Here is a 24,685-nt window from a genome sequence, read left to right on the forward strand (position 1 = left end):
TCGGCAGCATACTACCAATCATAAATTGGCAACTCAGGGATTTCGTACTGAACCTCTGCGTCTCCGTCATACATGATGAACTTCAGATTCCAGCTCCATGCAAGTTTGAGCGCCGCTCGGAACCCGGGGCAGGGGCATTTGGCAAGCTCGTCTTGTATATCTTCCCCTTGATCCCGCGATGAGATGTGAAAGATAAAGTTGTATTTGCTCTTTAAATACACATCCCGGTAGAACTCGCCGCGGTGAATTTGCTCAATGGTTTGTAGAGGTAAATGATGTGTGGATAGATCCAGCATAAAGTAGGCTCTGATAGGGCCTAGCTCAAGAATGGCCATAGCGGCTTCTTTCCTTCTGTTGCGTCGATTTTGTGACGCTGGTGAGTGTATTTGGCTGTTCCAGACCGTGCGATCCAGTACCGCTCCTACACCTCATAATCGGACAGGATTCTTTCGATCAAGGCGAAAATGTTTATATAACAATGGGTTAAAGTTGTGCTCTTTCCAGGTTGGGGAGCCAGGTCAAAAACGCCTCGAGGTGTCTTGAGAATCCGCTGAGGTACGCCAAACACTGAAAGCCGGTCAAAACCACCGTGAAGACTGTCGACCGCTGTTCCCGTCCATCTGAGGCCTTTCTTAGGCAAATAATTCCAGGTAAAGTTTTGGCAATTTACTGCCACACTAAGGCGTATTGAGATACATACTACATCCAGCGTCCTCCTATTTTAGCTTATCGTCTCACTGGAAAGGGCTGAAAAACCGTTTGCATTGGAGGGCAGTATCTGGACCAACGCAATTGGTTCGCTGCGTTGTGTTTTCGAATGTGGATGGTCTATGCATTTAGCAACGCAACGCCTTTTATGCCGCCCTAACTGGTATTCTGGGCATGGGCCGTCGTCTTCTAACTCTTTCGTACAAGATGAAGTTGATACAGGGCGTCTACGCGAGCCACATTAGTTTCCGAAATTTCTGAAGGGCTAATGTTCGATGCAAGTTTCCTCGCTTCGTTCTTTAACTGCGCGTACTTTGTCAAAATAAAAGCAATCAGTTGATCATCTACGCAGAGCTGATGTGCGGTAGTTAACACCGTCAAATCACAAACATCAGAAAACCCGTCTTTTTTTCACAACTTATGACGCGAGAAACCTAGAGGCTAGGATCGTATGGGTCTCATTTTGTTTCGACTCGAAATTTAATCTTGCAAACTCATCCTGCCTCAAATAAGTAGCGACTCGCTACTAACTGAAATGAGGAAGTCTCATGAAAAATCTCGCTCTTGCCCTTAGTGTTTCCGTCTCAATCGCAAGTGTTGCGTTTGCCGGCGGTGATCACGGGATCAAATCCGACGTCGACTCCACTAAAGTTGCCGACTTCGACATCGTCGCAGCGGAAGTTGAACTGAATGGACGTTATGCAACATTCACGATGTCCACAGCAGGACACGCAGGTGAAACCACCCCGGAAGCGACCGGAAACGGCGCCCCTGGGTCAGCGATCTGGGCATATGTTTGGCCAACTTCGCTTGATCCGTCAGCAGTAGGGTTCGGAGAAGGAACTGGAATTCTCGCTCTTGCAGCAACCAATCACCCGGACTTCGACGACACTCCTCTTTTCGACGAAAACGTTGACGGCGACACTGGCAACGACGGTGGTCATTGGCACAGCCACTGGGTGGTTTTGACCCCCAACGAGGAGTGTGGTCCTGGCGCTCTTTCCGTTCGGGATGTTGCGGAGGGTGAAAGCCCTGTAATGCCAGCAACTTGGCCGGGTGTTCCGTTCTATCTCGATAGCCCAGGCTTCACTCCTGTGTTCGATGGTCCAACCATCACGATCAACGCAGTGCTCGCAAACTCTGACGCCGGTGCACTTAAGGGAGTGCAATACGACGGTGTAACCACAGCCCTGCGCGTGGACGCCGATTTCCACGCTCCTCATGTGTGCGTTGAAAATGTGTTTGACATTGCATCAGGTGATCTGAGCTTGCCTGGTCGCGTCGACTAAACAGATGCGAGGCGGCGCAGCCGCCGCCTCGTCACTCCGCAGTACGTTTTCAGATTTAGCTCTGACGCCTCATGCCAAACGTACCGCGCAAAGCGGAAACGAGACAGGTGGCACCATCAACCTTTGTAAATTTTGCTGAAAGGTCAAAGACTATGGCACGAATTTTACCCACACTAGCAGTTGTCGCCATGGCCCTGCCAAATGTGCTTGTGGCCGCGGATCCATATGAAACAGCAGAGCGCGCAATACCAGTGTTCGAAAACCTGTTCGGCATCACAGAAGGCAAACGCAGAAACCACACCAAGGGATTTTGTTTCACAGGAGAGTTTTCAGTCTCAGGTCAGCAGATACTGAACTATTCTTCCAGCCCAATCTTCCGAGAAACTTCGACTGTGATAGGCCGCGTGTCTCACAAAGGTGGAAACAACGACGCTGCAGATAACAAACCTGGGCACTACGGTCTGGCCTTTGAGCTCACAACGAACTCTGGTGATGTTCACATAATGAATATGAACACAGAAGACTTCTTTCCAGTTCCTACGGCTGAAGAGTTTCTGGACCTGTTGAGGGCTCTGACTGAAGGCAATGAAGCAGTTGCACACTTCGCCTCAAACAGCCCGGAGTTCAGAGCCTACAAGGCTCACCACAAGAACCGAGGTCAGGAACTTACTTCGTACGAGGGTGCCACTTACAACAGCGTGAATAGTTTTTATCTGGTAGGCGATGATGGGAACCGGACTGCCATACGTTGGTCATTTACCCCGTCAGGTGCACACTCGGTACTTCTTGCGCCCAAGAAAGACTTTTTCTTCGAAAACATGCAGCAGAACTTGTCGATTGGATCCGTATCCTGGGACATGATTGTCACGATTGCCAATGCTGATGACAACATTTCTGATCCATCAAAACCTTGGACGGGACCACATCAGCAGATCAATGCTGCCAGGCTCACCGTGAAAGAGGTCATGAGTGAAGCAGATGGCGAATGCGATGATCTGAACTTTGATCCCCTCATACTGTCGGATGGGTTCGCGCCCAGCGAAGACCCGATGCTTCAAGTTCGCTCGGCGATATATGCAATTGGTGCGTCTAAACGGCTCTCGGAAAAGTAGTGCCAATGTAAGTCGTGTTCGTCGGGGATCGCTCCATTTCCCAGCGACCGGATCAAAACAGAAGCTGTTGGTGCAAAGTGCGCATAGTGAGCCCCCGAGAGGTCAATGGCCACTCTTTGGGGGCTTTTCTAACGCCGGTTCACAGATCAAGGGTAATAGATCGCCCCGTACACCCTGAGACACAAGGTGTCAGGAACCGCGATTTCTGGTCCTTTGGAAGCATAATGTCACGGTGGATTGGCTCGCCGTCAGTATATCTTGTCACGCACTCCAAACAGATGCCCGCTTCGCAGGACGATGGCACCACGACGTTGGCAAGGCGCAAGGCTTCCAACATTGTTTGGCCTTCAACGACATGTACAGTTTTCTGTGACCGGAGAAGATTCACATCGTAGGCAACTTCGGCAGAATTAGGGTTTGCGCCAAACACTTCGACGTGAGTGCGATCCCTAAGAGATGACGTATGATCGAGGACTTCTTCAATCATGCTTACCGGACCACAGCAGTACAAATGATCTTCACTTTTCAGACCGTCGACAACGCTGGAAACGTCCAGTTTGTCTTTCTGTTCACTGAAATAATATTGTACGCTGCTCCCGTAAGCCCCCGCGATCTCCCTTTCAAATGCGGCACGTTCTCTGCTCTTTGCTGCGTAGTGTAGCTTGAATGTGCGACCTGCACGGAACAACTCAATCATCATCGGTACGAACGGTGTTATTCCAATTCCGCCGGCAACAAAAACTACGTGAGAAGAGTCGACCAATGGCATCATGTTGCGGGGTAGGGACAACAATAGTTCGGCGCCGACATTGAGCTTGTGCATTTCCTCAGAGCCGCCGCGTCCGTTCGTGTCGAGATGAACTGCAATAGAGTAACTTGTTCGGTCGTCAGGATCACCACACAGAGAATACTGCCGGATCAATCCGCTGGGCATGTGTACATCCACATGAGCTCCGGCAGAGAAGGGCGGCAGTTCCCAGCCGTCGGGGTCAGCTAGTTCGAACAACGCAACAGATTGAGCCAACTGTTTTTTCTGACGGATCACTGTAGAAACTCGATGGATCGGTTTAACAATCATTGACCTACGCCGCCTCAATCTTGTCGGATGTTCTGATAGTGCCACCCCTTAAAATACGAGCATGCAATCCTGCCCGGTGCAGCATTGGTTCAAAAACACTTTTTCCAGTGATTTGTTCGATATGCCGACACGGAGTGGAAAGCCTGGTGGCTTCCAATAGCGTATCCCCAATGCAAAATTTCTTCCCAACCAAATGGTTCAATGGAACGCCTCGAGTGGTCACATTGCGTCTATGCTCATTTGGCTGCAACGAAATCGAGTAGTCTCTTTCGATTGCCTCCAACGCTTCAATTTCTATGAGCGTAATTTGGCGCCCTTCTTCCGGCCGATCTGAGTAAAATCCGCTTTCTGTTGAGTACCTGTCTCCTTCTACGCCGATGCCGGAGATCAAGTTGAGGCTCGATACATCGCGCATTGGCAAGAAGGACCTGGGAGCAAAATGCAACCCAACTACTAAACCTGACCATGACATGCGATTCCCCCCTAATTGGTGACGAGGTCATGCATTGCAGATTTAATATTTGTTGTCTACAGGACAACTTTTGAGTGTTTGCGTCTAGTTGAAAATCACGAGCAGCACTTCGCTATCGACTTGGGAACCTCGCAGGAAATGAGATTGACTAGCCTCAAACTCGACATAGTCCCCTAAGCCCAAATGGATTGGCTGATTACCAATTGTCAGTGTTAATTCGCCCTTTGTCACGAATAAGCCTTCTCTACCGCTGTGGTGTGCAGGATCGGCGGTCTCGTAATGTGCCGGGACAGTTAGCAGAAGTGTCTGAGACGAACCGTCATCAGGTCGGCTGCTAAGGATCGCGAATTTGGGACCATCGGAAGACTCTGTAATTGAATGGTATTCAAGATCCTTGGAGAGCCGGACGATAGTATCGTTGCGCGTCGGTTCATCTCCGAGAATTGTCCCGATACTCACCTCCAGAGCATCACACAGACGCAACAACGCAGCTACAGACAGGGTTTTCTGGCCCCTTTCGAACCTCGAAAGATGACCTTTGCTAAGTCCGGTAGTCTTGGCCAGAGCTTCCAGAGTCAGCCCAGCTCTTATTCTTGCCGACTTGGCGGACTCACCTACGCGAGTTTCATCATTTCTAGCCACTACAATCTCGAATACATGGTAAAACGCTAGCTGGAGTATTGCGTTCGAATAAGCACAAATTCAATGCTCCGTCTTTACAGCGAGAAAGTCAGCACCAGCCTTTGTATTTGCCTCCAAGTTGGTGCATTTGGATTCGACTCATATGCCAAGCTGCAGCCAACGTTATAACTTGTGCTACTGAGCGCCCGGTGACTTGTTCGGATTGAAACACAACACTCCTTCAGGCCGTATCGAAGAAACTTGGCCAGATTGCATGTGCTTCTTCAAACACTGGATTTGCTTCCCCTGATTTAGTGCTGGGTGCAGGGGAAAACGCCATTTGGCCGGCGTCCATTCTATCCCGTGTTCGAATATACTAGGGCACCCAGACAGTTTCGCGCGGGTGCCCAGTATTATTGCTTTAGGCGACCTGAACAACCGACAACTGAAGACCAGCCTTCAAAGCATCTTCTTCGCCAATCTCCTCGATGATCTTCCCGTTCTTTAGTTTAAAGAAGGTCATACCGCTGAAAGAGATCTCGCGGCCCGAGTTCGCCGGCAATTTTCCTGCGGGAAGATCCGCAAACTCTGGGCCTGTGTGCTTTCCACCTCCTGCCCAACGCCCACAGACGAAATCCCCTTCCGCTATGATGTCACCGACGACCCAGAACTTTAGGTTCGGAAATGCCTCCCGTAGGCGATCTAACATCCCTTTGATTTCTGACTTTCCTACCCGTCGGCCGTGAATGGGATATTCCATGACCATTGTATCGTCTGCCAGTTCTTCTATGACTGATGGGTCGTAGTTTTCACCCCAAATTGCTTCGAACCAGCGTCCGACTATTTGCTTGTTTTCTGTGACAGACATCGTGATCTCCTTCGTTGTTCACAGCGCTGAAGCAACACATCCGCGACAAGATCTCGACCCGTTTCTTGCCGAATAAAGCTTGGGGGCTGAGGAAACGAATTGTCAGTTTGCTATTCGGTTCTGTTAGCTGCAAGACGTGGTGTTATCCGAGACTAAGTAATCTTCAACACGCGGTTCACGAATCCAACTGTTTCATATGAAATGTTTGGATTTCACCACGCGCTACTCCCAGCAAAACGATCTCTGAAATTCGCGCCTACATGGCTGACGTCTTATTCTGTTGCGCTGTTCTTTCACGTTCAATGTGGGGAGAGCCCGGCAGCCTTCTCGGCAGGGTATTTTTCTACAGCGCGCAATTGGGGGTTTTGTCGGCACGATGGCTATACCATTGGTCGCCTAGATATCCGTGTTTGGTTGAAACTCAGCCCAGACAAGGATGACGAAGGCCCCCGATAACCTTCAAAAATTTATCGTTGTTCTTCAATCGAACCCAGCCAAAACGAGCTAATGCGCAAGAAACGGGCTGACCCAAGGCCGTTAACGCTCCAAAATTCTGGAAATAGGAAGTCTTGATCAACCAATTCACAGGAGTTGAAAGGAAAAATGTCAGAGGTTCGCGATAAGCTGTGTTTCTACCGCTTTGAGATAGATTTGGGCAAAGCGGTTGTAGCCTGGGACAACAAAGGACTCCGGGCGCTATGCTTGGGTGACACTTACGACAGCGCCATCGATGATCTGAAGCAGAGATTCGAACAATCTACTTTAAGCGAGAGCGCAGAATACTGCGGCGATTTAGAGAACCTAAAGTCTGCCATTGCTGGCACGACAGAGTTTTCTGGGCGATTGGCCCCAGTGGGAACCCAATTTCAGACTGCGGTTTGGTCAGCTTTGCAAAACATAAGCCGCGGTCGGAAAATCACCTACTCGCAACTAGCCCACAGCCTTAGCTGCCCAAACTCCGCGCGTGCCGTTGCGAACGCCTGTGGCGCAAATCCAATTGCGGTGTTGATCCCATGTCACAGGGTCGTTCGATCAGATGGCGCGCATGGAGGTTATCGATGGGGTATGGAGATGAAGAAAGAACTTCTTTCAAGGGAAGAAGGACAGCCGGATGCCGCTTAAGCTGAACATTGACTGGGCTGATGTTTCGAACAGGTTGAATGCCGAAGGACATGCGGATCTCGGCCGCGTTCTTTCACCAGAGGAAACACAAAACGTTGCAGACGGCTACGACAATGACCAGAATTTCAGGTCTCATATTAAGATGCGCCGGCATGGCTTCGGCGAAGGTGAGTACAAGTACTACTGCTATCCGTTGCCCAGTGAAATCCAGACACTTCGAGATGAGATTTTTCCCGGTTTAGCCTCAATTGCCAATGACTGGAACGCGAAGCTTGGTATTGAAAATCGTTTTCCAGCGACGCATCAGGAATTCATCGACGTATGTCATCGCCAAGGTCAGACACGTCCAACACCGTTGTTACTGAGATACAGAACGGGAGACTACAATTGCCTACACCAAGACTTATACGGGGACATATGGTTCCCTTTCCAAGTCGTAATATTGTTGTCAAACCCTGAGCACTATACAGGCGGGGAATTTATCATTACTGAACAGCGGCCGAGGATGCAGTCAAAGGCTGAAGTTGTTCCACTTCTACAAGGTCATGCAATTGCTTTTGCCGTCAACGAGCGCCCCAAGCAAGGTTCTCGCGGTTACTATCGCGTCAAACAGCGCCATGGCGTTAGTGCCGTCCGATCAGGTAGCCGGTCCACGCTTGGGATAATCTTCCACGACGCAAAGTAGTCGTTTCCAACCGAGCTTGGAACTCGTCGGCCTCGTAGAACAAGTTCTCATTTCGTGTCGGTTGGCTTTGATCCAACGAAGTAACTATTTTTATCGACGTCATCCTTGTGGCAGTTTCTACAACGGACTACGTCCGTTGCTATTGATGAGTTCCAGTCGACGCCCCCAAGAAGGCTCGCAAAAAGCTAGCTTCTCTTAAAATACCGATCCCAGTTGTCCGTGGTGGCACCTAGGGGCACTGGGATCACAACGTAACAATCAGGAAGTAGCCGGAATCAGGGATGCGCGAGAGTAACTATTGGTTCGATCCGCTTAGGCGGCTACTCGTATCTTCATCTCTGTCGCCAGTTGCCATTCGCTCGAACGCTTTCCTCCAACCCTCAGCTAGTTCCGGCATCGTTGCCAACACCCGTGCGTCTTCAGGCGATGCGTTTCGGCGTAATCGGGCATTGGTGACACGCGCGACTGTCCAATCTGGTTGAGAGCGCTCGATGAGAAAAATACCATCACCAACAGCGGCCCACCCTGGCTCCAAGACTCTATAGTACCATCCTGTTCTCGAAGTCTTTTGGAACAGGTACGCCATCTTTTTATTTTCGGTGTATTCGCTGACTTTCCAACAGGGCTGGCGGCCTTGACTGATTTGTAAGACCGCTGTTCCAAACCGCAGTTTGTCACCAATGCACATATCCAATTCGGTCATACCCAATGTAGACACATTCTCTCCGAATGCGGCGGGTACTGTGCCGGGAGGTATATGCCCTTCCTGAATCCAGCTAATGTAATGGTCCAATGCGTAGTGATGGATCGCCTTGTCTTTCCCCCCATGGTTTTCAAGATCGGCTTGCTCATCAGTCAGAAATCCTACTTCATCAATTTCAAGCGGACCTTCCCTTGGTTCTTTATGAATTGCCGACGGTGGGCGACCCTCCCAGCGGTTTGACACTTTTCCGACGAAGAGTTGTTCAATGTGACTAAGCGCTTCAGTGGGCATTGCGTGCATCCTGTTCATGGCAGATTTGGTTCGTCTCTTCCGGGGATAGGACCTCTGACAAAAGTGCACAGTAGCCAGCCGATCCTTTAACCGAGAAATGCTGACACGACTTGCATACTCCGAAAGGCCGCCCTCCGTTGATCTTAAGGAGACCCTTAAAAAGACTGTCTAAGACTGCTTGCAGGTCACTTTGAGCATTGTCGTCCAACTCAGCCACTGCCGCTGCTACAGAATTGGGCAGCCTCGCGATCCGACGTCCTTTGGTGGTTAGATCGAAGCTGATAGCCCGCTTGTCTTTTTCGGACTTTCGTTCCGAAACATATCCTTTTTGTAGAAGTGACTTTAGTGTTTGGGACACGGTGCCTCGGGTTGTGCCAAGGTAGTCAGAGACATGCGATGGGCTCCGCGAAAAGCGGTTCGCACGGTATAAATAATCCAATACGGCGCTTTGCGTAGGATTTAGGTCGCCCTCCCAACCCTGCAACGCATCAATCCTCGCAAGGCGATTGATCAGCTCTCGAATTTTCAATCCTTGTTCCATGAAATTTTCATATCGAGTCGAAATAAAACTTGCAATAGTTTCGACTCGAAATTATTTGTGACTCGTCACTAATCGAAGGATCGTCACAATGAAAAAGAGTTTTTTTATTGCCGCAGCAGTTTCTACCCTGTTGGCTGGGCAAGTACTGGCAGATGCCAATCATGATCACGCGAGCCATGCGATCAATCAGGAAGGAGCTGTTAAGTCGGCGTCGGACAGCAGCAAAGTTGCTTCATTCGACATTTTGGCAGCGCACGTACACCGCAAAGGGAATACTGTAACCTTCCACATGACAACCAACGGTGTTGCTGGCGCGGACAAACCTGAAGCAACCGGCAATGTGGGTGGATCACATGTTTGGTCTTACGTTTGGCCGACGTCACTTGATCCATCGGTCGTAGGGTTTGACGAAGAAGCGGGTATTCTCGCGATGGTTGCTACAAGCCATCCAGACTTCGACGATACGCCACTGTACGACGAGGATCTGAATGGGAATCCAGGTGATGACGGTGGAATTTGGCACAGCCACTGGGTTGTTCTTGCTCCGACTGAAGCGTGCGGACCTGGAGCTCTTGCTGTAAAGGACATTCCGGAGGGTGCAACACCGAACCTGCCGGCGACTTGGCCGGGATTTCCTATCCTCCTGGATAGCCCTGGATTTACGCCTGTATTCGACGGACCAGAAATCGTCATCAATGCGGCAGTTGCCGGAGGTGCCGAGGGAGCATCCTACGATGGAGTCACTTCTGCACTTCGCGTGAACGAGAGTGTGCATGCACCACTGCTGTGCGTGACAGATGTCTTTGATGTCGCTTCTGGTGATCTAAGTCTGCCCGGAAAAATCAACTAATCGAGCTACCACTCGCAAGGGGTCGCTAGGTTGTAGATCTAGCGACCCCACAACAATTGAAGGATTCAATCAAATGCTGGCTCCAGAGCTTGAAGTTTCACAGTGGTTCAATACCGCCGGCCCAATAACACTCGCTGGTCTTCGCGGTAAGGTGGTCGTAATTGAAGCATTCCAAATGCTGTGCCCAGGTTGCGTCATCCACGGCCTACCATTGGCGCAAAAAATCCAACAAGCTTTCCCCAAAGACAGTGTGGAGGTGTTAGGGCTTCACACCGTATTCGAACATCACGACGCGATGACACCAGTATCGCTTGAAGCGTTCTTGCATGAGTACCGTATCAATTTTCCTGTTGGTGTGGACATGCCGGGGAGGGGAGCGATGCCCAAAACAATGGAAGCTTATCAAATGCGGGGAACGCCTAGTCTTATTCTGATTGACAAGAATGGCGTCCTGCGAGCCAACCACCTTGGCGATGTTTCAGAGCTACGTCTGGGCGCAGAGATTGCGACCTTATTGGGCGAAGAAACTCAACTACCTTCGGCTGAAGCAGTTGCCGGGAAAGTCTGTACAGTAGACGGCTGCTCATGAGTATTGCGATTGGGGCGAGTAACGTTTGTCCCAATCAGCGTCATCCCAATACCCAAGCACAACAGATTATGGTGCTCAGCTCTGAAATGGCAATCGTCATTCATTTGCGGCGGGGAGTTCTTCCAGAGCTTTGCGTGGGCATCGTTCCACAGAAGCTTGCATCAAACAAAGTTTGGTTAGAGTGACAGGTAGGTATTCAAGTGCTCCTAGAAAGTTTTGACTCAAAACTAACTTGCTTTGACTTGGAGCAAATCTTAAAAGGAGGCTGAGATTCAACTTGGAGAGATTCGATGAAACCCGCAGGGCTCGCAGTCATTTTGTCCTCGAGATTGCGTTGGTCTAACCAATCCACTGGATACGCGGCTTGGCGAAGCTGGCTGGGACTAAGAACATTCTGCCAAGTCTTCGAAACTAGAAAATATCGGATCTCAATTCCTGAAATGCACATCAAGTCAGATGACAATGATCCCAGAAAACTAGGATAGGCAGTATGAGCGCTTCTTGGCTACCCACCCTTCAGACTGAAAACCCTCAACAAGGGTATGAACTCGCAATAAAACTGTCCCGTATGGCCGTTAAACTAACCCAGCCTGATGAGAAAATACGCGGAGAACTGAGAACTGTTTACGAAAGAGACGCAGCAGCCTTGGTAGAGGTATCCGGTGTTGTTGCTGTAAACTTCCAAACAATTGCGGCCGCTAATGCGTATTGGCGGGATTGATTTAGGCGGTCAGAAAATCTACGGCACAATAGCCTGTGCAATACTCCTTGAATTGAATGGGGTCTGCAAGGGGGGGCTTGGGAAGGTAGGGGAGCGCAGCTTTGCGGTTCTCAATAAGTTCTGAGCCGTGCGTTGGCAAAAGAGACCACTGAAAGAAAGCCGATAACTCACATAAAAGCAGAAAGATCTCCTGAATAGACCGATGCCACCACTCACTCAAATCGGTCTGCCCCCTCATTCAGAGTGTCTGCTTCCCGGATCTGGTGTGAATTCCGCAGATCCGTTTAACAGGAGCCCAGACGAAACTCCGCAATTGTTCTGGGCTCCTGGATCTCCTCTCATTTAACTCATCTGTCCGAGTTTGTGTAAAAATTTATATTATTTACAAGAATTTACGTTCGTCGTCGCGGTGGAGTGAGAGAACCGTGAGTATTCGAAATGCGCTACCCGACCAATTTGGCGTCGAACTGCTACCAACTTGGACATGTCGATCTCGGTTTCGCAGCTCTGATTGAAGAAGTTTTTCTTCGACAGTGAAACTTTATCCCTACTTTTACGTGGCGATTGATGCCCTTCTGCAACATTTCCTAATAGGTGGAAGAATGAAAAGCACCTTTGAATGAGTGGCAATAACCTATAGATTTCTTCGCCTTATTCTTCCTGTTTTGAAGGATTGATATTTTTAATTCTTGTCTAATCCTTTTGAGCGCACTTCTACGCAAGGATAAAGTACCGGAAAGAAAAACCTATTTATTCTTTGGTGCTACTCGGCTGGATTTGTGACTGGTCTCCAATTGCGAAAGAAAATTTTTTTGGCATCTAGAGTTCTTTGAATCCTCTTCCACAATAAAGCGGAACTTGTGAGAGGTAGTACGGATGCGAAGTCGAAATTACTGTCACCGAAAAAAGACTTTATCAGACGGGGCGGTACGGTTTGTGGACAGCCCGTTGGACTGGCTAGAAAGCAAGGTTTCGAACGCGTCACTCTTTTTTAGATTTCGTTTTTTGAGATCATAGTGAGGTATGGATGACTTTCATAAAATTGCCGGATCGTCAGCGTTCTGAAGATCTAGGGACAATTGAAATCTGCCACATTCCTGTGATCTGGACCGCTGACTGGAAGCTGATGCGGGAGGCTACCGAGTATCTAATTGCTCGCGGACTAGGTCGTTGGACCCCTAGACATGAGGGTAAGTCTCTTTACGCTCTATCGTCCAAACCGTCTGCCAATAGTATGTACTTGTACGGACGCAATCTTGATCATTTTCTCACGTACTGCGAACGGCATAATTTGAACTGGCGAAGAGTGAGCTATGAACAGCTGCTTCGCACTTACCAAACTGACATGCTGTCCGGTCGGGCTTCAAATTCTGGAAATCCGCTTGCGGCAGGAACAATCAACAATCGTGTGACCACTGCCAGCGATTTTTTGAGCTATGCGGCGTCGCAAGGTCATCGTGAAACCTTCCAAATCAGCATGGAGCCTACACAGAAACTGCGAAATGGAGACAACTTCCGTAGATATGAACGTCGAGTTGGTTCAGTACGGATGGATCCCAAAGACCTGCACCTCCCGTCAAGAATTGAAATCAAGCGTTGGTTGGATGGCTTGTTAAGTGGATATCCAGGACTCCTGGGCACTACAGCATATTGCATGTGCAGAACCACTGTTGAGACGGCAATGCGGGCCGAGGAAACAATTCTCTTCCGAGCCGATCAGTTGCCGGATCCAGAGAGCATTCGCCCGGGTACACAGGCAATCAGCGTTTCGATCAAATACGGAACGAAGGGAGGGCGAGATCCTGCGGACCCGGAAAAAAGGGGCAAAACCCGCTCAATACGGATCTCGCGGGATTGGTTGGTCAGGTTACACGACTACAAACGCACTACCCGTAAGTTGGCGCTCCGCAGGTACAACAGTCTTCATCCAGGCGAACCGGAGCCAAAAGAACTGTTTTTGTCACCCAGTACCGGTCGCGGTTACAGCTATAGTCGCTTTCGCGAACTTTGGGGGCAAAAAGGTATCAAAAATCGCTCGGTGCCGTTCGACGGTTGGACCCCGCATGCTGGACGACATGCTTGGGCTTGTTATCAGCTTCTGGACAGGATTGATGCTGAACTTGAAAAGCTAAAGTCTCAAATGGAGATTGGAGACAGATCAGGATACTCCCCGGCAATCGAATGGGCGTCAAGCCTCGGGGAAACACTAATTAAGCTGCATATTCAACCGTTTCTTGGGCATGTTAGCCCTCAAACAACGGAACTGTACCTTCGCTGGTTAGTCGGGCAAGTCCAAGCAGATCGCTATTTGGGCGAATGGTCTGATTGGTTAGATGCCGACCAGGGAGGAGCCTGAGTTGAGCAAGTTCAAGAAGCACTCAACTGATACGATTTTCACCGATGCATTGGTCGAGACGCCTTCGACACATGAGGCTAGCTCGGGCGTAAGAGGACTAGAGATCAATGCACTTGAATGGACAGTTTACAATCAAATCGACGGCGAGTTTGATGTAAGTTTGCTGAAATTCAGGGACGGGTCAGAAAAACTCGGTTTTGTTGGCCGACCACGTTTAATTGCCGAGCTAGCTCCAGAAATACGAATTTGGAGCCAAAGCAAGGCCAAGGCGACGGTAAAAAAGCGAGTTGGCTTTTTGGTGCCGTTCTTTCGCTTCCTTTCTTCATTCGAAGCGCAATGGGGTAGGGCGATCAGTCACTGTATGGAATTAGACGCGGCACACGGCGAGGCGTTTAAAAGATACCTTCTGCAACAACCCACTGGGGTTCACAGGAAGCAGGAAACCATGAGAGCTGTTGAAGCTGTACTAAATGCTTCTCGAATCCGATTGTTGCATGATGCCGAGGAGGCCCGAGCGCTAATATTTTGGCCAACGATTGAGAGCACTAACGCACCGGTTATGCACCAAGATGTAAACCCGAAGGCGCTAAAAGTCTTTTACTCCGCAATGAAGAGAGCTCACGATGAGGCAAGAAATGTGCACCTGAAAGGAGCAGCTTCTTTAAAGCGCGGAAGCGATCCAAGATTGGCGGAAAGGAACTACGGTTCAACTTCCGATCATTGGGGCAAAACTGAGAATCTCTCAGTTCTTGCGCGTATCCGTATTGCGAACCGCGTTCTCCTCTTTAGCGATATTTCGAAAGATGACGCCGCCCGAATGAACCGGTTTGCAAATGAATTGCCGAATGCACAACCTTTCGCACTCTATCGGCAACACGCGCCGTTGGTCATTGATGCCCTCGTAGGATACATGCTCGTGTCATTCCACACCGGTTGGACTGATACAGTTGGCTCAATCTCTGTTGTCGATGATAACTTCGAAGATTGCGACGACTGGTACATCGAGCGATCATCTCCTTCCGACATAGATCGGTCTGACATTCAAAATGATCGCAACCAAGCGGTGACGATTTTGGCCAATACTGGGCAGTCGTCTAACTTTGATCGGGTCGTAGATATAAAGGCTGTCCGACCGAAAACTGGCAGGCTTCACGCTGCTCAGTCGGTCAAGAACTCCCGATATCGACCCTTTGCGGTTTTGAAAAATCAAATTGAAGCAACAAGTTACCTGCGCGATCTTTTGAGAAAACTCCGCCAGAAGTATTTGGCTAGCATGACGACAGGAAAGAAACGGAGTAGAGATCTATTTGAGATCGAACGCAAACTCAGGTCGCCATGGATCTACTTCAATAAAAATGGGAAGGGGCACAAAGCTGTCGGCCTGATAGGCGTGACAGAGCCTGTAGCTGGGAGTTTCAGGAGGTATCTGACACCCGCCGCACTAGAGTTGGCGCAACGCAGGGGGAAATGCCAACTGTTTGATGACATTGAGCGCATCACATCGAGTGACATTCGAGATGGGTTTGCCAACTATGTCTTCGAGGCCTCCGGAGGGAATCCTTTTGTTACTCAGCACTTGATGCAGCATCAGAGCATAAGAACGACAGCTCATTATCTGCGACAAGGACAGCACGTTCAAAGACGACTTCGTGCTTTCCGTGAAATGTGCAGGCTACTTTTTGAAGCAATCGAAAAGGGGCGCGAAGTAGATCCGACTGCATTGAACATGGCGATGAGCCCGACAGGTTTTACCGATCAGGACTATAATTCGTTGCAGGAATTCCGGTCTCGGTTTGGTATGGTTTGTGTAAATCCCACAAACCCGCCGCCAGACATAGCGCCAAACCACGTGTCGGGCACATTGTGTGCTTCACAACGATGCGTGTTGTGTTGTCATGGGCGGTTAACTGCTGAGGCGGTTCCCTATTTGGCGCGTCGGTTAGCTGAGTTGCTGGAATTAGCGCGAGTAATACCCACGCAACGTTTCCTCGAATCTTCGTTGGATATTGAACGCCAAGCTATCCAGATTGTCCGTGAGGAGACCTACCCAGAACTCGCAGATGTCTTTGATAAAACATTGGCGGAACACCGTCTGGCCCTGAAGGCAGGCCACTGTAAAATCTTTGATGAAATGCCGCTTAGTCATGTCTCTGCTGAGTTCGAAAACGAAGCGCTTGAAGATTGGGGCGAGGTTTAATGTCAGCTGTACGGCAATTGGACTTACACCGTGAAAAGCTTCACCAGACGCCAACGCTACTTGCCGAAGCTTGGATACTCCCTTGGAATGAAATTCGAGACTTACCAGTAATCCCTGGTTTTGAACTTTCAGCAGACGTCGTTCGTGTTCCTGTTGATATGTTGCCGCCGGCGAAAAGCAATCTGAGTAAAAGGCAAATTGATTTTGGTAAGGCTCTGCCAGAAGGTTGGAAACGGTCAGATGAACGTTCAGAGTTGGTGCTTAGACGGCTCAAGCGAATAGCACTGTTGGATTTGACGCTAACAGTCAAGGCGAACAGGAAGATGAATCCTCCACGGGCGGACACTTGGGTCGCAAGAACAAAACACTTGGTCCGCGCTGCTAAGATGGCGCTCGAACTCGAAACATCTCAACCGAAGGTCACATCGACGTGCCCAGACGGTGCTTCCATATTTGGGCATCTGTCACCAACGGCATTTCAGAAACTTAGAACTGCTAACCCAAACTTTTTCCAAATGAACATACCAAGGCTGAATGGGTTATACGCAGCTGGTTACTTTGACGATTGGCCAGCGCATGACGTAGCTCCGCACCGCAGAGAAGCGGCGCCTATTCAACCTTTTTGCGACGAAGCGTTTTCTGAGATTCTGAAGGCCAGTTTTTTTCTGTCAAAGATTCAACGTGATCTCGAAGCTTGTTATTCAGATGTTTCTCGGATCAACGAAGATGCGGAAGGGCGCATGGGGGTAGACCTCGTCAGGCGCGTCAGGAACGAAGCGATTCAGACTTGGTGTGGGGAAACCCTCCAACCGGGCTACTCGTTTCCGTTCGGGTTTAAAATCCCTGGAAAAAAGCGTCACAACAAAGTTTTTTCAAGCTGGCCAGTCGAAACGCTGGACAGTGTAAAATCCCTCCTGTTGCTTTGCCAATGCGCAAATGCGCAGGTTTTGCTTGTCGCCACCGCAGCGCGCGTTTCGGAGATAAAGGTTCTACCCCGTGATCCGATTAAGCGAATAGGCGAAGATACTTTACTTGAAGGGTACACATTTAAAGAAACAGACGCGACGTCGGGGGAACGACGCCACTGGCCTCTACCTGATCATGCGGTAGCTGCAATAACGCGGCAGCAGAGCCTATTAGAAACGTTGGATGAAACAGGTCCTTTCCTATGGTGGAGTAAAAAAAGCAGCAAAACAGACCTAACTGGTATGGAAATGGCAATTACCCATTTTGGATCCAGAGTTCTAACGCTGAAGGGTGTTGAGCTTGAAGATCTGGACGGGAAGCTAACAAGTCATCGTTTCCGAAAGTCAATGTCGCGTCTGGTAGGGTTGGCCTTGGAGGGTGCACCCAACGTCTTGTTTGATGTCTTGGGGCACACAAACATGGACGTGACCCTGGGCTACATAATGTCAGATCCTGATTTCCAAGCAGATGCGGAAAAGGTTAGGCAGGAGTATCAGCATGTACTTCGTAAAAGATTGGTTTCTGAGATAGATGAGTGTGGTGGGCCCGGCGCTCCTGCAATTCGCATTTCGCTTGAAGAACTTAGAGCGCGCGGGATTAGAGAAGACCTCGGGGACGACGATCCTGAACTACTGCTGGCCATTCTCCCCAACATCCAACAAGTTGGCCCATATAGATATTGCACTGCGGACAATAGGCAGAATGGGCTGTGCTCAAAGGTGCCTGGGCAACGTGACGTAGGTGCTTGTAACTCAGCATGTATGTTTCGGTTGGAAGCTGCGGCGGCGCGTCAAAACAACGAAGAAGCAATTGATAGCGCTCTAGATATGATGTCGAGCGACATCGGCATGGGCCCTCGTGTATTTTTTCAGGCGCAAATCGTTTCAAATTTGGCAACGTTCGAAACAACAATTAACAAGTTTTCCGATGATCCTCGCTTCCGAGCAGCGCTAGCAGATTGCGAAGAACAACTCTTCGCGGCGTTGCCTAAACCGATACGACAAAAACTCTTAAAGGCATTGCAAAGAGTGTGACCCAATAGGAAATCTTCAGATGCCCGGTACTAACAACCTCTCACAATACCAAAGCAATCGCAGACTGGAGGCTCGGGCTCGGGTTTTGTCTGTTTTGAGTCAGATAGAATCTGAGCTAGCCCAACACGGATATTACTGCGATCCGAGCGATCCAGACAAACATATGCGCCTTACGATTGCGGAGGTACTGCGTCGAGCAGGGCTCAGCGAAGGCTATCTACGAAACAAACGACACAAGGAACTTGAGAACAGAGTAAAAGACTGGCTGAAAGATCAGAAGCGGGCATCAGCGAGAACCAAAAGTGAAGCAAGAAAGGTCAAGCGAGACACTATTTCTTATTTGGAACTGGCCCTCAGTAAGGCTACTTCCGAGGTTCAAGCTTTACTAGTAGAGAATAATGAATTGCGAAAAGAAATCGATGGCTTGAAGTCTGACATTCGCGCGGTACGAGGTGACGGCAACGTCGTCGGCATAACGTCTAGGAACGTTGAATGATCAAAAACAATTATCACTGGCAGTTGAGTGAGAGACTGCTTGTTTCTTTTTAGTATTCCTGACGCCTACCATGACAGCATTGAGTTCATACGTTTTGTCATAAGAATTGCGATCTTGATAAACCTCGAACGGTCGGTTGGATCTTATTGCCGGTGCCAAATAACCAGGTCGATTTGGATGAAATCTGCAACTACTCTGAAACACAGGTCTGCCTTCAGAGTAGTTGCCCCAATGCGTCACCAATGAGGCATTGGTGATCATGGACTATTTAGTGCAGAAGTTCATGCTTGCACACTTGAACGCTGTAGTTTCAGTGAGAGGGCTTAACAAAAGTCCCGTTGTTTAGCTCGGAGAACGCCTGTTCTAGTTCGGCGCGGGTGTTCATGACAATGGGGCCATGCCAAGCAACGGGTTCTTGAATTGGCGCTCCCGAAACCAACAAGAACCGAACGCCATCTGGGCCTGCCTGAACTGTTACTTCGTCTCCTGTTCCAAAGCGGATCAACGTTCGGTCGCCAGACATATCGCGAATGTTCAACTCTTGACCGGCGACCTCTTTCTCCAACAGAATACCCTGTGGTTTCGAGGCGTCCACAAATGCTCCGGCACCTTCAAAGATATAAGCAAAAGCACGGCGGTACGTGTCGATTTTGAAGGTCTTTTTGACACCAGCAGGAACATAAACATCAAGGTATTGCGGATCAGCCGCGATGCCATCTACTGGACCTGTTTTACCCCAGAATTCACCTACGACGACCTTTACCCGCGTGCCGTCATCATCAATAACTTCCGGGATTTCGGTTCCCCGGACATCCTGGTATCGGGGGGCAGTCATTTTTAGTGAGCTGGGTAGATTACCCCAAAGCTGAAATCCATGCATTTGGCCTCTAGCGTTGCCGGTTGGCATTTCCTGATGAATAATTCCCGAGCCGGCCGTCATCCATTGGACGTCACCGGCCCCCAGTTTGCCTTTGTTGCCTAGGCTGTCCCCATGATCGACATTGCCCGATAGCACATAGGTGATTGTCTCAATGCCACGGTGAGGATGCCAGGGGAAACCCGCAAGGTATTCCTCCGGAATATCGTTTCGAAAATCGTCAAGCAAAAGGAACGGGTCCAGCTCGCTCGGGTCTTGGAAGCCGAAAGCACGGTGTATTTTGACACCAGCTCCTTCCATCGTCGGTTGTGCTTGACGAGTCTCTAGGATGGGGCGAAATGACATGACATTCTCTCTTGTCGTTACTACTTGCTGGCTGACACATAGTCAGATCGTGGGCGCGCAAAATCCTTCAAAGGCGAACGTCTGCTGTGCAAGGGTGCGCGGTTATAGATTCAACGCAGAATGATCTGGGCTTCCCAGAACGATCTGTTTTCGTGTGGTTTTCTTGGTTAGTGCTCAAGCTCCATAGCTGTGGAGCAATCAACAAATACGAGCGTGTTTAGAGCTCGCTTAGACTGTTGATTGCCCCTGGGCGTCTGGCTTGTCGTTTAAATGGTCGATCAGACTGAGGCAGGTCTCGGCACACTGGATCGCTTCTAAGAGCAATGCCCGCCGAGCGGGCTGTTCGCCGATACTCTCAATTTCTTCGTTCGCATAAGCTCTCGCCATTTTGAGCTCCGTTTGGGCCAACAGTAAGCAATCTTGCACTTGTTCGGAGAACTCGAACTTTGGCATATCGGTATGTTCGTCTAGCTCGCAAAAAACATCGCCCAGCCCATGCTTTTGATACACCTCTCGCAGCACGTGGCTGAAGTCCACCGCGGGTGCTCTGCTCAAAGCATTCTCGGCGAGCAAATCTCTTATCTCAACGCCCGCGCTGGCCATAGCTAAGAATTGGCGTAGTGAGTGTCCAAGTGACTTAAGATCTAGAGTTTTCATGTCGGCTCCTTACTCAGCAGATTTTGGTGTTGTGGAGTGGAGAAGGTCCTTTTGGAGGTTTGGTAGGATGGCCTCGGTGCCGTTGCCGAACCCAGCATCTCAGAGCCATAGGGTCAGTATGGAAACCACCAGCAGAACGGCCATCAGAACATTGAACATGCGCCATTGCAGATCGGTCTTTAGCAGTTTCCCTAGCAAGCTGCCGAGTTGTGCCCAGAGCGTCAGCGAAAGAGCCGCGCAAACAAAGAACACACTCCCGAACAACAAAACGACTACGACGCCATTGTCGGATATCGAGGAGAACGAGGCTGCGACGCCTACTGCCATTGCCCATGCTTTTGGGTTGATGATGAGGAGCAACGCCCCTGCAACGAAGCCAAAAGGGACATCCCGCTTGCCGCCATTTCCTTCAGGTTTACCTGCTCTGGCAATCATAAACGCCAACGCGACCAGATAGGCGGAACCGAGAAGCTTCAGGATCAACTCCAAGGAAGGGAATGCGTACATAAGTGCAGACAGACCACCTCCGGAAAATGAAACCAGCGCGGCCAATGCAGTGGCAATGCCGAAAATCAGTGGCAAACTGCGCCGATAGCCAAACCTGGCGCCTGAGGCAGTTGCCAATGAGGTTGCTCCCCCCGGTGAACCGGTTGCCACCAGGGCGAAACTTATCAATGCGATGAGTTGGTTTTCCATTGAGAGCCATCCTTCCTCTGCTCGGTCCCGGAGCAACGAGTTTCCTCGCGCCGCTTGTGCCCAAGCAAAAAACTAAAGTTCTCTAGTCACAGGCGATCCCAAACTGATTGAGTGAAATGCGCCCATTAAGTGAGAGAGCTGGGCAGACCAGACAATTGCGTGTTGGACTGCCCATAATGCCCAGAGTAGGGCCGGTTACTGAGTTCCCGAATTCAGCTGCCGGCCAGCAACGATGTCCGAAGTAACACTCGCGACGTGGCGTCCCTGAAAGCGCGCCAGTTCCAGTTCCTTTGCACTTGGCTGCCGACTTCCGTCAGGACCGGCCAGTGTTCCGGCACCCAACGGTGAACCTCCCCGTACTTCTGACAAGTCGGTAAGACCAGCAGCGCTGTACGGCAGGCCCACAACAATCATACCGTGATGGAAGAGAGTTGTGTGAAACGAAGTAATCGTAGTCTCGCTTCCTCCGCCTGTACCGGTCGATACAAAAACGCTGGCAACTTTTCCGATCAATCCGCCGTTCATCCAAATGCCGCCAGTTTGGTCAAGAAAATTGCGCATTTGGGCAGCCATATTGCCGAAGCGCGTGGGAGTGCCGAAGATGACAGCATCATAGTCAGCCAACTCCTCGGGACTCGCTATTTCAGTGTCGGTGTCAACTACGGCGCCGGCACTTTTGGCGACTTCGGCAGACATTAGTTCCGGCACGCGTTTGATAGTGACTTCAGTGTTGTTTACTTCTTGCGCACCTTCAGCGATGGCCTTGGCCAACTGCCCAATATGCCCGTACATTGAATAGTGTAAGACAAGCACTTTCGACATTTTTGAAACTCCTGTTCAAGGTTTTGTTGCATGCAGAAAGCGAACGCTATCGATCTCCAAAATACATTGAAAATCAAACAGATATCGACTACTGCGATGGATGTCACAACAATAATTATTCCGACCCAAGGAGGGTAGGCGCCTAATTTCGAAATGATTGTTCGGAATTGTGGAACGACCTTGGATAGGCATGACTTGAGTACATTTGAGCGGCCGTGCTTGATGCCGCCTTATGGAAACTGCATAGCCATTCTCACTACACCAGCACCGACTCCGTCACGGTCAACTTGATCTAAGCGCTCGAAAACAAACACGCCGTGTATGACAGGATCATTTTGGCGTCCAATGTTGATTTTGCTCGGTTGGTTGTTTCCTTAGTCCTTCGATCTGTGTTCACACAGGCAAGTGATACAATCACGCGGTGGAGTCTCTGGGCCAAGGCGTTTTGCGCCTTACTGATCCCAGTACGGTGGATCGCCGAATGCCGAAACTAAATGGTCGATCAAGGCCCTGACCTTGGTCGTTAGATGCAGATTTGGTGGGTAAACCGCATAGACTGTGTCTTCGACCGGTTCGGCTTCAAGTTGCGCTTCGATAAGGCGCCCTTCCTTGACTGCTTCACTCGAAATGAAAGTCGGTAAAATGGCTATTCCAAGACCTGTCGCGACCGCCTCGCGCTGCACGTCCCCATTGTTCGCCTGCAAGGTGTTTTTGACACGTACAGTTTTAGCCTGACCGTCCACATCAAACAGCCATTCGTCATAAATGCGCCTATTGGTGTATGTAATCGCCTTGTGCTTTTCTAAGTCAGACAAGGTTTTTGGTGCTCCATGCTCTTCCGCGTACTCTGGGCTCATCACTACAGAACGCCTGCTTCTGCACAACTTTCGTGAAATTAAGCTTGAGTCTGCCAACCGGCCAATGCGTATTGCCATGTCAAACCCCTCACCAACGATGTCGATCATTCTGTCGTTCAGATCGAGTGAAAGATTGACGCGTGGATAGCGCTTGAGAAACGGAAAGATTGCTGGGCCTAAATGCATTGCACCGAAGCTCATCGGTGCAGCAACTCTAAGTGGACCAACAAGGTCTCCGACACGTTCAGCAATTGCCTCAGTTGCTTCAGATAACTCATGCGATATTCTTGCGGCCGTTTCAAAAAATGCCGCACCTTCGTCAGTGAGGGTGAGTTTGCGGGTCGAACGAAGGAGAAGGCGAGCGCCGAGATGCGCTTCTAGATCTGCTAGACGGCCACTTACTACGGACTTGGACAGAGAAAGGCGCCTCGCTGCTTCACTGATGGAGCCCGCTTGAACGATTGCGACGAATGTTTCCATACCTTCTAGTTTCAACATCGTCCGAATACTCCGAACAATCTTTGCAAAAAACTAGCATTTAAGCGGGTAGGGTAGAACACTAGACTCCAGATATGAAACGTTGCACATGCGTTAAATTTGCCGCCTCTTTGAGGTAGAACTTTAATCCGAACACGAAATCCATGGTCCGCCGTGGTTTGGCAAACGTGTCCTCGCCAAAAGCTCACAATCTGAGTTAGCCGCCGCCTTAACATATTGAAGCAACTCCTTTCGCTTGAGCTAATTGATCAACATTTCGCTTTCCGTGCCACCATCAGGGCTGCATCGGACGTAACCGACTCCCAATTGCGTCCAACAAAATGTCCTTCAGCCGCGAGGTCGCCGCAGTCAATTCGCCGTCTCGCTTGTGTAGTTTGACGTAAACACTGGGTAGGCTTGGCAATCCCTCCCTCTCGCTCAAGATCCGGAGGTTCTTTGGAACATACATTGATGTTCTGACGGCGATGCCAAGACCTGCTTCAATACCAGTCCATAGTCCGCTGAGGCTGGTGCTCGACATTGAAACATAGTGGTCAATTCCTGACTTGGTCAGGTTTTCTGCGGCAATTTCCCTGAACATACAAGGCTGCCCGAAGGCAACCAACTGGATGGGATTTGACGCAGGCAGTTGATATCCATTTGGACCAATCCAGACAGATTGGAGTTCGGCGATTGTGTCTTCAGAGCCGTCGCTCTTTGTTTCAAATGTCAATGCCAAGTCCACATGTCCCCGTGGTACGGCTTCACGCAGTTCTACGTTGCGTTCGACAAACGCAGACAATCGTACAGATGGATGGGATCTGGTGAACGATCCGAGAATATCCGGAAGGAACGTTTCGGCGAAATCTTGAGGCATCCCTATCCTCACTTCGCCGTCTACTCCATAACCGTCCATCACCCTTAGAGCTCGGTCCTTTGCTTCTAGGATCGACTTGGCATGCGGCAAAAATCGTTGGCCAGCTTCTGTTAGTGAAACACCATGCCTTCCTCTCATCAAAAGCGTCCGGCCAAGCATTTGCTCTAGCTTTTGCATTTGCATACTGGCAGCGCCTTGAGATCGTCCTACGATGCGTGCGGCCTGGGCCAATTCCCCGGATTCAGCTGCAGCTACGAAAGTTCGCAGTACGAGAGTGTCGAGATCTCTTTCCATCAGTTTTCCTAAATTAAAAATTTATAAGATTTAGTTTTTCAGAACTTAGAGGTCGCGTTACGGTATGTCAACGACACAAGTAAT

The 24,685-nt window shown here is 49.9% G+C and carries 24 protein-coding genes; 11 read left to right on the forward strand and 13 right to left on the reverse strand.

The features are described 5' to 3' along the window. Positions 1-11: 11 nt before the first annotated feature. Positions 12-335, reverse strand: a complete 324-nt coding sequence (locus ACR0DT_RS09885; protein WP_480710564.1) for a DUF5983 family protein — start codon at positions 333-335, stop codon at positions 12-14. A 921-nt stretch (positions 336-1,256) separates the two neighbouring features. Here ACR0DT_RS09885 and ACR0DT_RS09890 point away from each other — a divergent pair. Then, positions 1,257-1,997, forward strand: a complete 741-nt coding sequence (locus ACR0DT_RS09890; RefSeq protein ID WP_480710565.1) for a hypothetical protein — start codon at positions 1,257-1,259, stop codon at positions 1,995-1,997. A 107-nt stretch (positions 1,998-2,104) separates the two neighbouring features. Then, entirely contained in the window at positions 2,105-3,109 is a 1,005-nt protein-coding gene (locus ACR0DT_RS09895; protein ID WP_480710566.1) for a catalase, read from the forward strand. 139 nt (positions 3,110-3,248) lie between these two features. On the opposite strand, the gene ACR0DT_RS09900 is transcribed toward ACR0DT_RS09895, so the two are convergent. The 4 genes from ACR0DT_RS09900 to ACR0DT_RS09915 all read right to left on the reverse strand — a co-directional run bounded on the left by ACR0DT_RS09900 (position 3,249) and on the right by ACR0DT_RS09915 (position 6,148). Beyond that, positions 3,249-4,187 (reverse strand): PDR/VanB family oxidoreductase, encoded by a 939-nt coding sequence (locus ACR0DT_RS09900; protein ID WP_480710567.1) that lies wholly within the window; start codon positions 4,185-4,187, stop codon positions 3,249-3,251. A gap of 4 nt (positions 4,188-4,191) precedes the next feature. Continuing rightward, positions 4,192-4,602, reverse strand: coding sequence for an MOSC domain-containing protein (locus ACR0DT_RS09905; RefSeq protein ID WP_480710568.1), 411 nt, complete (start codon positions 4,600-4,602; stop codon positions 4,192-4,194). Positions 4,603-4,743: 141 nt separating this feature from the next. Then, positions 4,744-5,301 carry a helix-turn-helix domain-containing protein gene (locus ACR0DT_RS09910; RefSeq protein WP_480710569.1) on the reverse strand — a complete coding sequence of 186 codons (558 nt, stop codon included), beginning with the start codon at positions 5,299-5,301 and terminating at the stop codon, positions 4,744-4,746. A 400-nt stretch (positions 5,302-5,701) separates the two neighbouring features. Then, on the reverse strand, positions 5,702-6,148 hold the full coding sequence (locus ACR0DT_RS09915; protein WP_480710570.1) for an ester cyclase: 447 nt from the start codon (positions 6,146-6,148) through the stop codon (positions 5,702-5,704). 603 nt (positions 6,149-6,751) lie between these two features. Here ACR0DT_RS09915 and ACR0DT_RS09920 point away from each other — a divergent pair. Together ACR0DT_RS09920 and ACR0DT_RS09925 are read left to right on the forward strand one after the other, a co-directional pair. Further along, positions 6,752-7,270 carry a methylated-DNA--[protein]-cysteine S-methyltransferase gene (locus tag ACR0DT_RS09920; RefSeq protein WP_480710571.1) on the forward strand — a complete coding sequence of 173 codons (519 nt, stop codon included), beginning with the start codon at positions 6,752-6,754 and terminating at the stop codon, positions 7,268-7,270. Next, positions 7,260-7,955 carry a 2OG-Fe(II) oxygenase gene (locus ACR0DT_RS09925; protein WP_480710572.1) on the forward strand — a complete coding sequence of 232 codons (696 nt, stop codon included), beginning with the start codon at positions 7,260-7,262 and terminating at the stop codon, positions 7,953-7,955. The genes ACR0DT_RS09920 and ACR0DT_RS09925 overlap by 11 nt, the downstream gene beginning before the upstream one ends. Positions 7,956-8,250: 295 nt before the next feature. Here the strand turns inward: ACR0DT_RS09925 and ACR0DT_RS09930 are convergent, their stop codons facing one another. Both ACR0DT_RS09930 and ACR0DT_RS09935 read right to left on the reverse strand, forming a co-directional pair. Next, a complete protein-coding gene (locus ACR0DT_RS09930) occupies positions 8,251-8,949 on the reverse strand; it encodes an MOSC domain-containing protein (RefSeq protein ID WP_480710573.1) in 699 nt (232 codons plus the stop codon). Then, positions 8,939-9,490 (reverse strand): MarR family winged helix-turn-helix transcriptional regulator, encoded by a 552-nt coding sequence (locus ACR0DT_RS09935; RefSeq protein ID WP_480710574.1) that lies wholly within the window; start codon positions 9,488-9,490, stop codon positions 8,939-8,941. Before ACR0DT_RS09935 ends, ACR0DT_RS09930 begins: the two co-directional genes overlap by 11 nt. A gap of 88 nt (positions 9,491-9,578) precedes the next feature. On the opposite strand from ACR0DT_RS09935, the gene ACR0DT_RS09940 reads away from it, so the two are divergent. The 7 genes from ACR0DT_RS09940 to ACR0DT_RS09970 all read left to right on the forward strand — a co-directional run bounded on the left by ACR0DT_RS09940 (position 9,579) and on the right by ACR0DT_RS09970 (position 18,699). After that, positions 9,579-10,340 carry a hypothetical protein gene (locus tag ACR0DT_RS09940; RefSeq protein WP_480710575.1) on the forward strand — a complete coding sequence of 254 codons (762 nt, stop codon included), beginning with the start codon at positions 9,579-9,581 and terminating at the stop codon, positions 10,338-10,340. Between the two features lie 73 nt (positions 10,341-10,413). Beyond that, positions 10,414-10,929, forward strand: coding sequence for a peroxiredoxin family protein (locus ACR0DT_RS09945; RefSeq protein WP_480710576.1), 516 nt, complete (start codon positions 10,414-10,416; stop codon positions 10,927-10,929). 490 nt (positions 10,930-11,419) lie between these two features. Continuing rightward, positions 11,420-11,650, forward strand: a complete 231-nt coding sequence (locus ACR0DT_RS09950) for a hexameric tyrosine-coordinated heme protein (RefSeq protein WP_480710577.1) — start codon at positions 11,420-11,422, stop codon at positions 11,648-11,650. Positions 11,651-12,677: 1,027 nt separating this feature from the next. After that, positions 12,678-14,006, forward strand: a complete 1,329-nt coding sequence (locus ACR0DT_RS09955) for a hypothetical protein (RefSeq protein WP_480710578.1) — start codon at positions 12,678-12,680, stop codon at positions 14,004-14,006. Between the two features lies 1 nt (position 14,007). Beyond that, positions 14,008-16,203 carry a hypothetical protein gene (locus ACR0DT_RS09960; RefSeq protein ID WP_480710579.1) on the forward strand — a complete coding sequence of 732 codons (2,196 nt, stop codon included), beginning with the start codon at positions 14,008-14,010 and terminating at the stop codon, positions 16,201-16,203. Further along, on the forward strand, positions 16,203-18,203 hold the full coding sequence (locus ACR0DT_RS09965) for a site-specific integrase (protein WP_480710580.1): 2,001 nt from the start codon (positions 16,203-16,205) through the stop codon (positions 18,201-18,203). Before ACR0DT_RS09960 ends, ACR0DT_RS09965 begins: the two co-directional genes overlap by 1 nt. 19 nt (positions 18,204-18,222) lie before the next feature. Further along, positions 18,223-18,699 carry a hypothetical protein gene (locus tag ACR0DT_RS09970; RefSeq protein WP_480710581.1) on the forward strand — a complete coding sequence of 159 codons (477 nt, stop codon included), beginning with the start codon at positions 18,223-18,225 and terminating at the stop codon, positions 18,697-18,699. A 310-nt stretch (positions 18,700-19,009) separates the two neighbouring features. On the opposite strand, the gene ACR0DT_RS09975 is transcribed toward ACR0DT_RS09970, so the two are convergent. The 6 genes from ACR0DT_RS09975 to ACR0DT_RS10000 form a co-directional block, all read right to left on the reverse strand. Next, the gene (locus tag ACR0DT_RS09975) at positions 19,010-19,921 is read right to left on the reverse strand and encodes a pirin family protein (RefSeq protein ID WP_480710582.1); all 912 of its coding nucleotides are present in this window, start codon (positions 19,919-19,921) and stop codon (positions 19,010-19,012) included. Between the two features lie 228 nt (positions 19,922-20,149). Next, entirely contained in the window at positions 20,150-20,578 is a 429-nt protein-coding gene (locus tag ACR0DT_RS09980; protein ID WP_480710583.1) for a hypothetical protein, read from the reverse strand. 99 nt (positions 20,579-20,677) lie between these two features. Further along, entirely contained in the window at positions 20,678-21,274 is a 597-nt protein-coding gene (locus ACR0DT_RS09985; RefSeq protein WP_480710584.1) for a LysE family translocator, read from the reverse strand. Between the two features lie 195 nt (positions 21,275-21,469). Next, a complete protein-coding gene (gene wrbA, locus ACR0DT_RS09990; RefSeq protein WP_480710585.1) occupies positions 21,470-22,096 on the reverse strand; it encodes an NAD(P)H:quinone oxidoreductase in 627 nt (208 codons plus the stop codon). A 452-nt stretch (positions 22,097-22,548) separates the two neighbouring features. Further along, a complete protein-coding gene (locus ACR0DT_RS09995; RefSeq protein WP_480710586.1) occupies positions 22,549-23,451 on the reverse strand; it encodes a LysR family transcriptional regulator in 903 nt (300 codons plus the stop codon). 274 nt (positions 23,452-23,725) lie between these two features. After that, the gene (locus ACR0DT_RS10000; protein WP_480710587.1) at positions 23,726-24,601 is read right to left on the reverse strand and encodes a LysR substrate-binding domain-containing protein; all 876 of its coding nucleotides are present in this window, start codon (positions 24,599-24,601) and stop codon (positions 23,726-23,728) included. Positions 24,602-24,685: the final 84 nt, after the last annotated feature.

Source organism: Ruegeria sp. BI11, from assembly GCF_056538005.1.

Excerpts from the sequence above, each read along its gene's own strand:
- ACR0DT_RS09905 (WP_480710568.1), bottom strand. The coding sequence starts at position 4,602 with ATGCGCGATGTATCGAGCCTCAACTTGATCTCCGGCATCGGCGTAGAA.
- ACR0DT_RS09965 (WP_480710580.1), top strand. The coding sequence starts at position 16,203 with ATGTCAGCTGTACGGCAATTGGACTTACACCGTGAAAAGCTTCACCAG.
- ACR0DT_RS09985 (WP_480710584.1), bottom strand. The coding sequence starts at position 21,274 with ATGGAAAACCAACTCATCGCATTGATAAGTTTCGCCCTGGTGGCAACC.
- ACR0DT_RS09980 (WP_480710583.1), bottom strand. The coding sequence starts at position 20,578 with ATGAAAACTCTAGATCTTAAGTCACTTGGACACTCACTACGCCAATTC.
- ACR0DT_RS09950 (WP_480710577.1), top strand. The coding sequence starts at position 11,420 with ATGAGCGCTTCTTGGCTACCCACCCTTCAGACTGAAAACCCTCAACAA.
- ACR0DT_RS09935 (WP_480710574.1), bottom strand. The coding sequence starts at position 9,490 with ATGGAACAAGGATTGAAAATTCGAGAGCTGATCAATCGCCTTGCGAGG.
- ACR0DT_RS09915 (WP_480710570.1), bottom strand. The coding sequence starts at position 6,148 with ATGTCTGTCACAGAAAACAAGCAAATAGTCGGACGCTGGTTCGAAGCA.
- ACR0DT_RS09940 (WP_480710575.1), top strand. The coding sequence starts at position 9,579 with ATGAAAAAGAGTTTTTTTATTGCCGCAGCAGTTTCTACCCTGTTGGCT.
- ACR0DT_RS09945 (WP_480710576.1), top strand. The coding sequence starts at position 10,414 with ATGCTGGCTCCAGAGCTTGAAGTTTCACAGTGGTTCAATACCGCCGGC.
- ACR0DT_RS09920 (WP_480710571.1), top strand. The coding sequence starts at position 6,752 with ATGTCAGAGGTTCGCGATAAGCTGTGTTTCTACCGCTTTGAGATAGAT.
- ACR0DT_RS09975 (WP_480710582.1), bottom strand. The coding sequence starts at position 19,921 with ATGTCATTTCGCCCCATCCTAGAGACTCGTCAAGCACAACCGACGATG.
- ACR0DT_RS09955 (WP_480710578.1), top strand. The coding sequence starts at position 12,678 with ATGACTTTCATAAAATTGCCGGATCGTCAGCGTTCTGAAGATCTAGGG.
- ACR0DT_RS09900 (WP_480710567.1), bottom strand. The coding sequence starts at position 4,187 with ATGATTGTTAAACCGATCCATCGAGTTTCTACAGTGATCCGTCAGAAA.
- ACR0DT_RS09925 (WP_480710572.1), top strand. The coding sequence starts at position 7,260 with ATGCCGCTTAAGCTGAACATTGACTGGGCTGATGTTTCGAACAGGTTG.
- ACR0DT_RS10000 (WP_480710587.1), bottom strand. The coding sequence starts at position 24,601 with ATGGAAAGAGATCTCGACACTCTCGTACTGCGAACTTTCGTAGCTGCA.
- ACR0DT_RS09995 (WP_480710586.1), bottom strand. The coding sequence starts at position 23,451 with ATGTTGAAACTAGAAGGTATGGAAACATTCGTCGCAATCGTTCAAGCG.
- ACR0DT_RS09885 (WP_480710564.1), bottom strand. The coding sequence starts at position 335 with ATGGCCATTCTTGAGCTAGGCCCTATCAGAGCCTACTTTATGCTGGAT.
- ACR0DT_RS09890 (WP_480710565.1), top strand. The coding sequence starts at position 1,257 with ATGAAAAATCTCGCTCTTGCCCTTAGTGTTTCCGTCTCAATCGCAAGT.
- wrbA (WP_480710585.1), bottom strand. The coding sequence starts at position 22,096 with ATGTCGAAAGTGCTTGTCTTACACTATTCAATGTACGGGCATATTGGG.
- ACR0DT_RS09970 (WP_480710581.1), top strand. The coding sequence starts at position 18,223 with ATGCCCGGTACTAACAACCTCTCACAATACCAAAGCAATCGCAGACTG.
- ACR0DT_RS09930 (WP_480710573.1), bottom strand. The coding sequence starts at position 8,949 with ATGCCCACTGAAGCGCTTAGTCACATTGAACAACTCTTCGTCGGAAAA.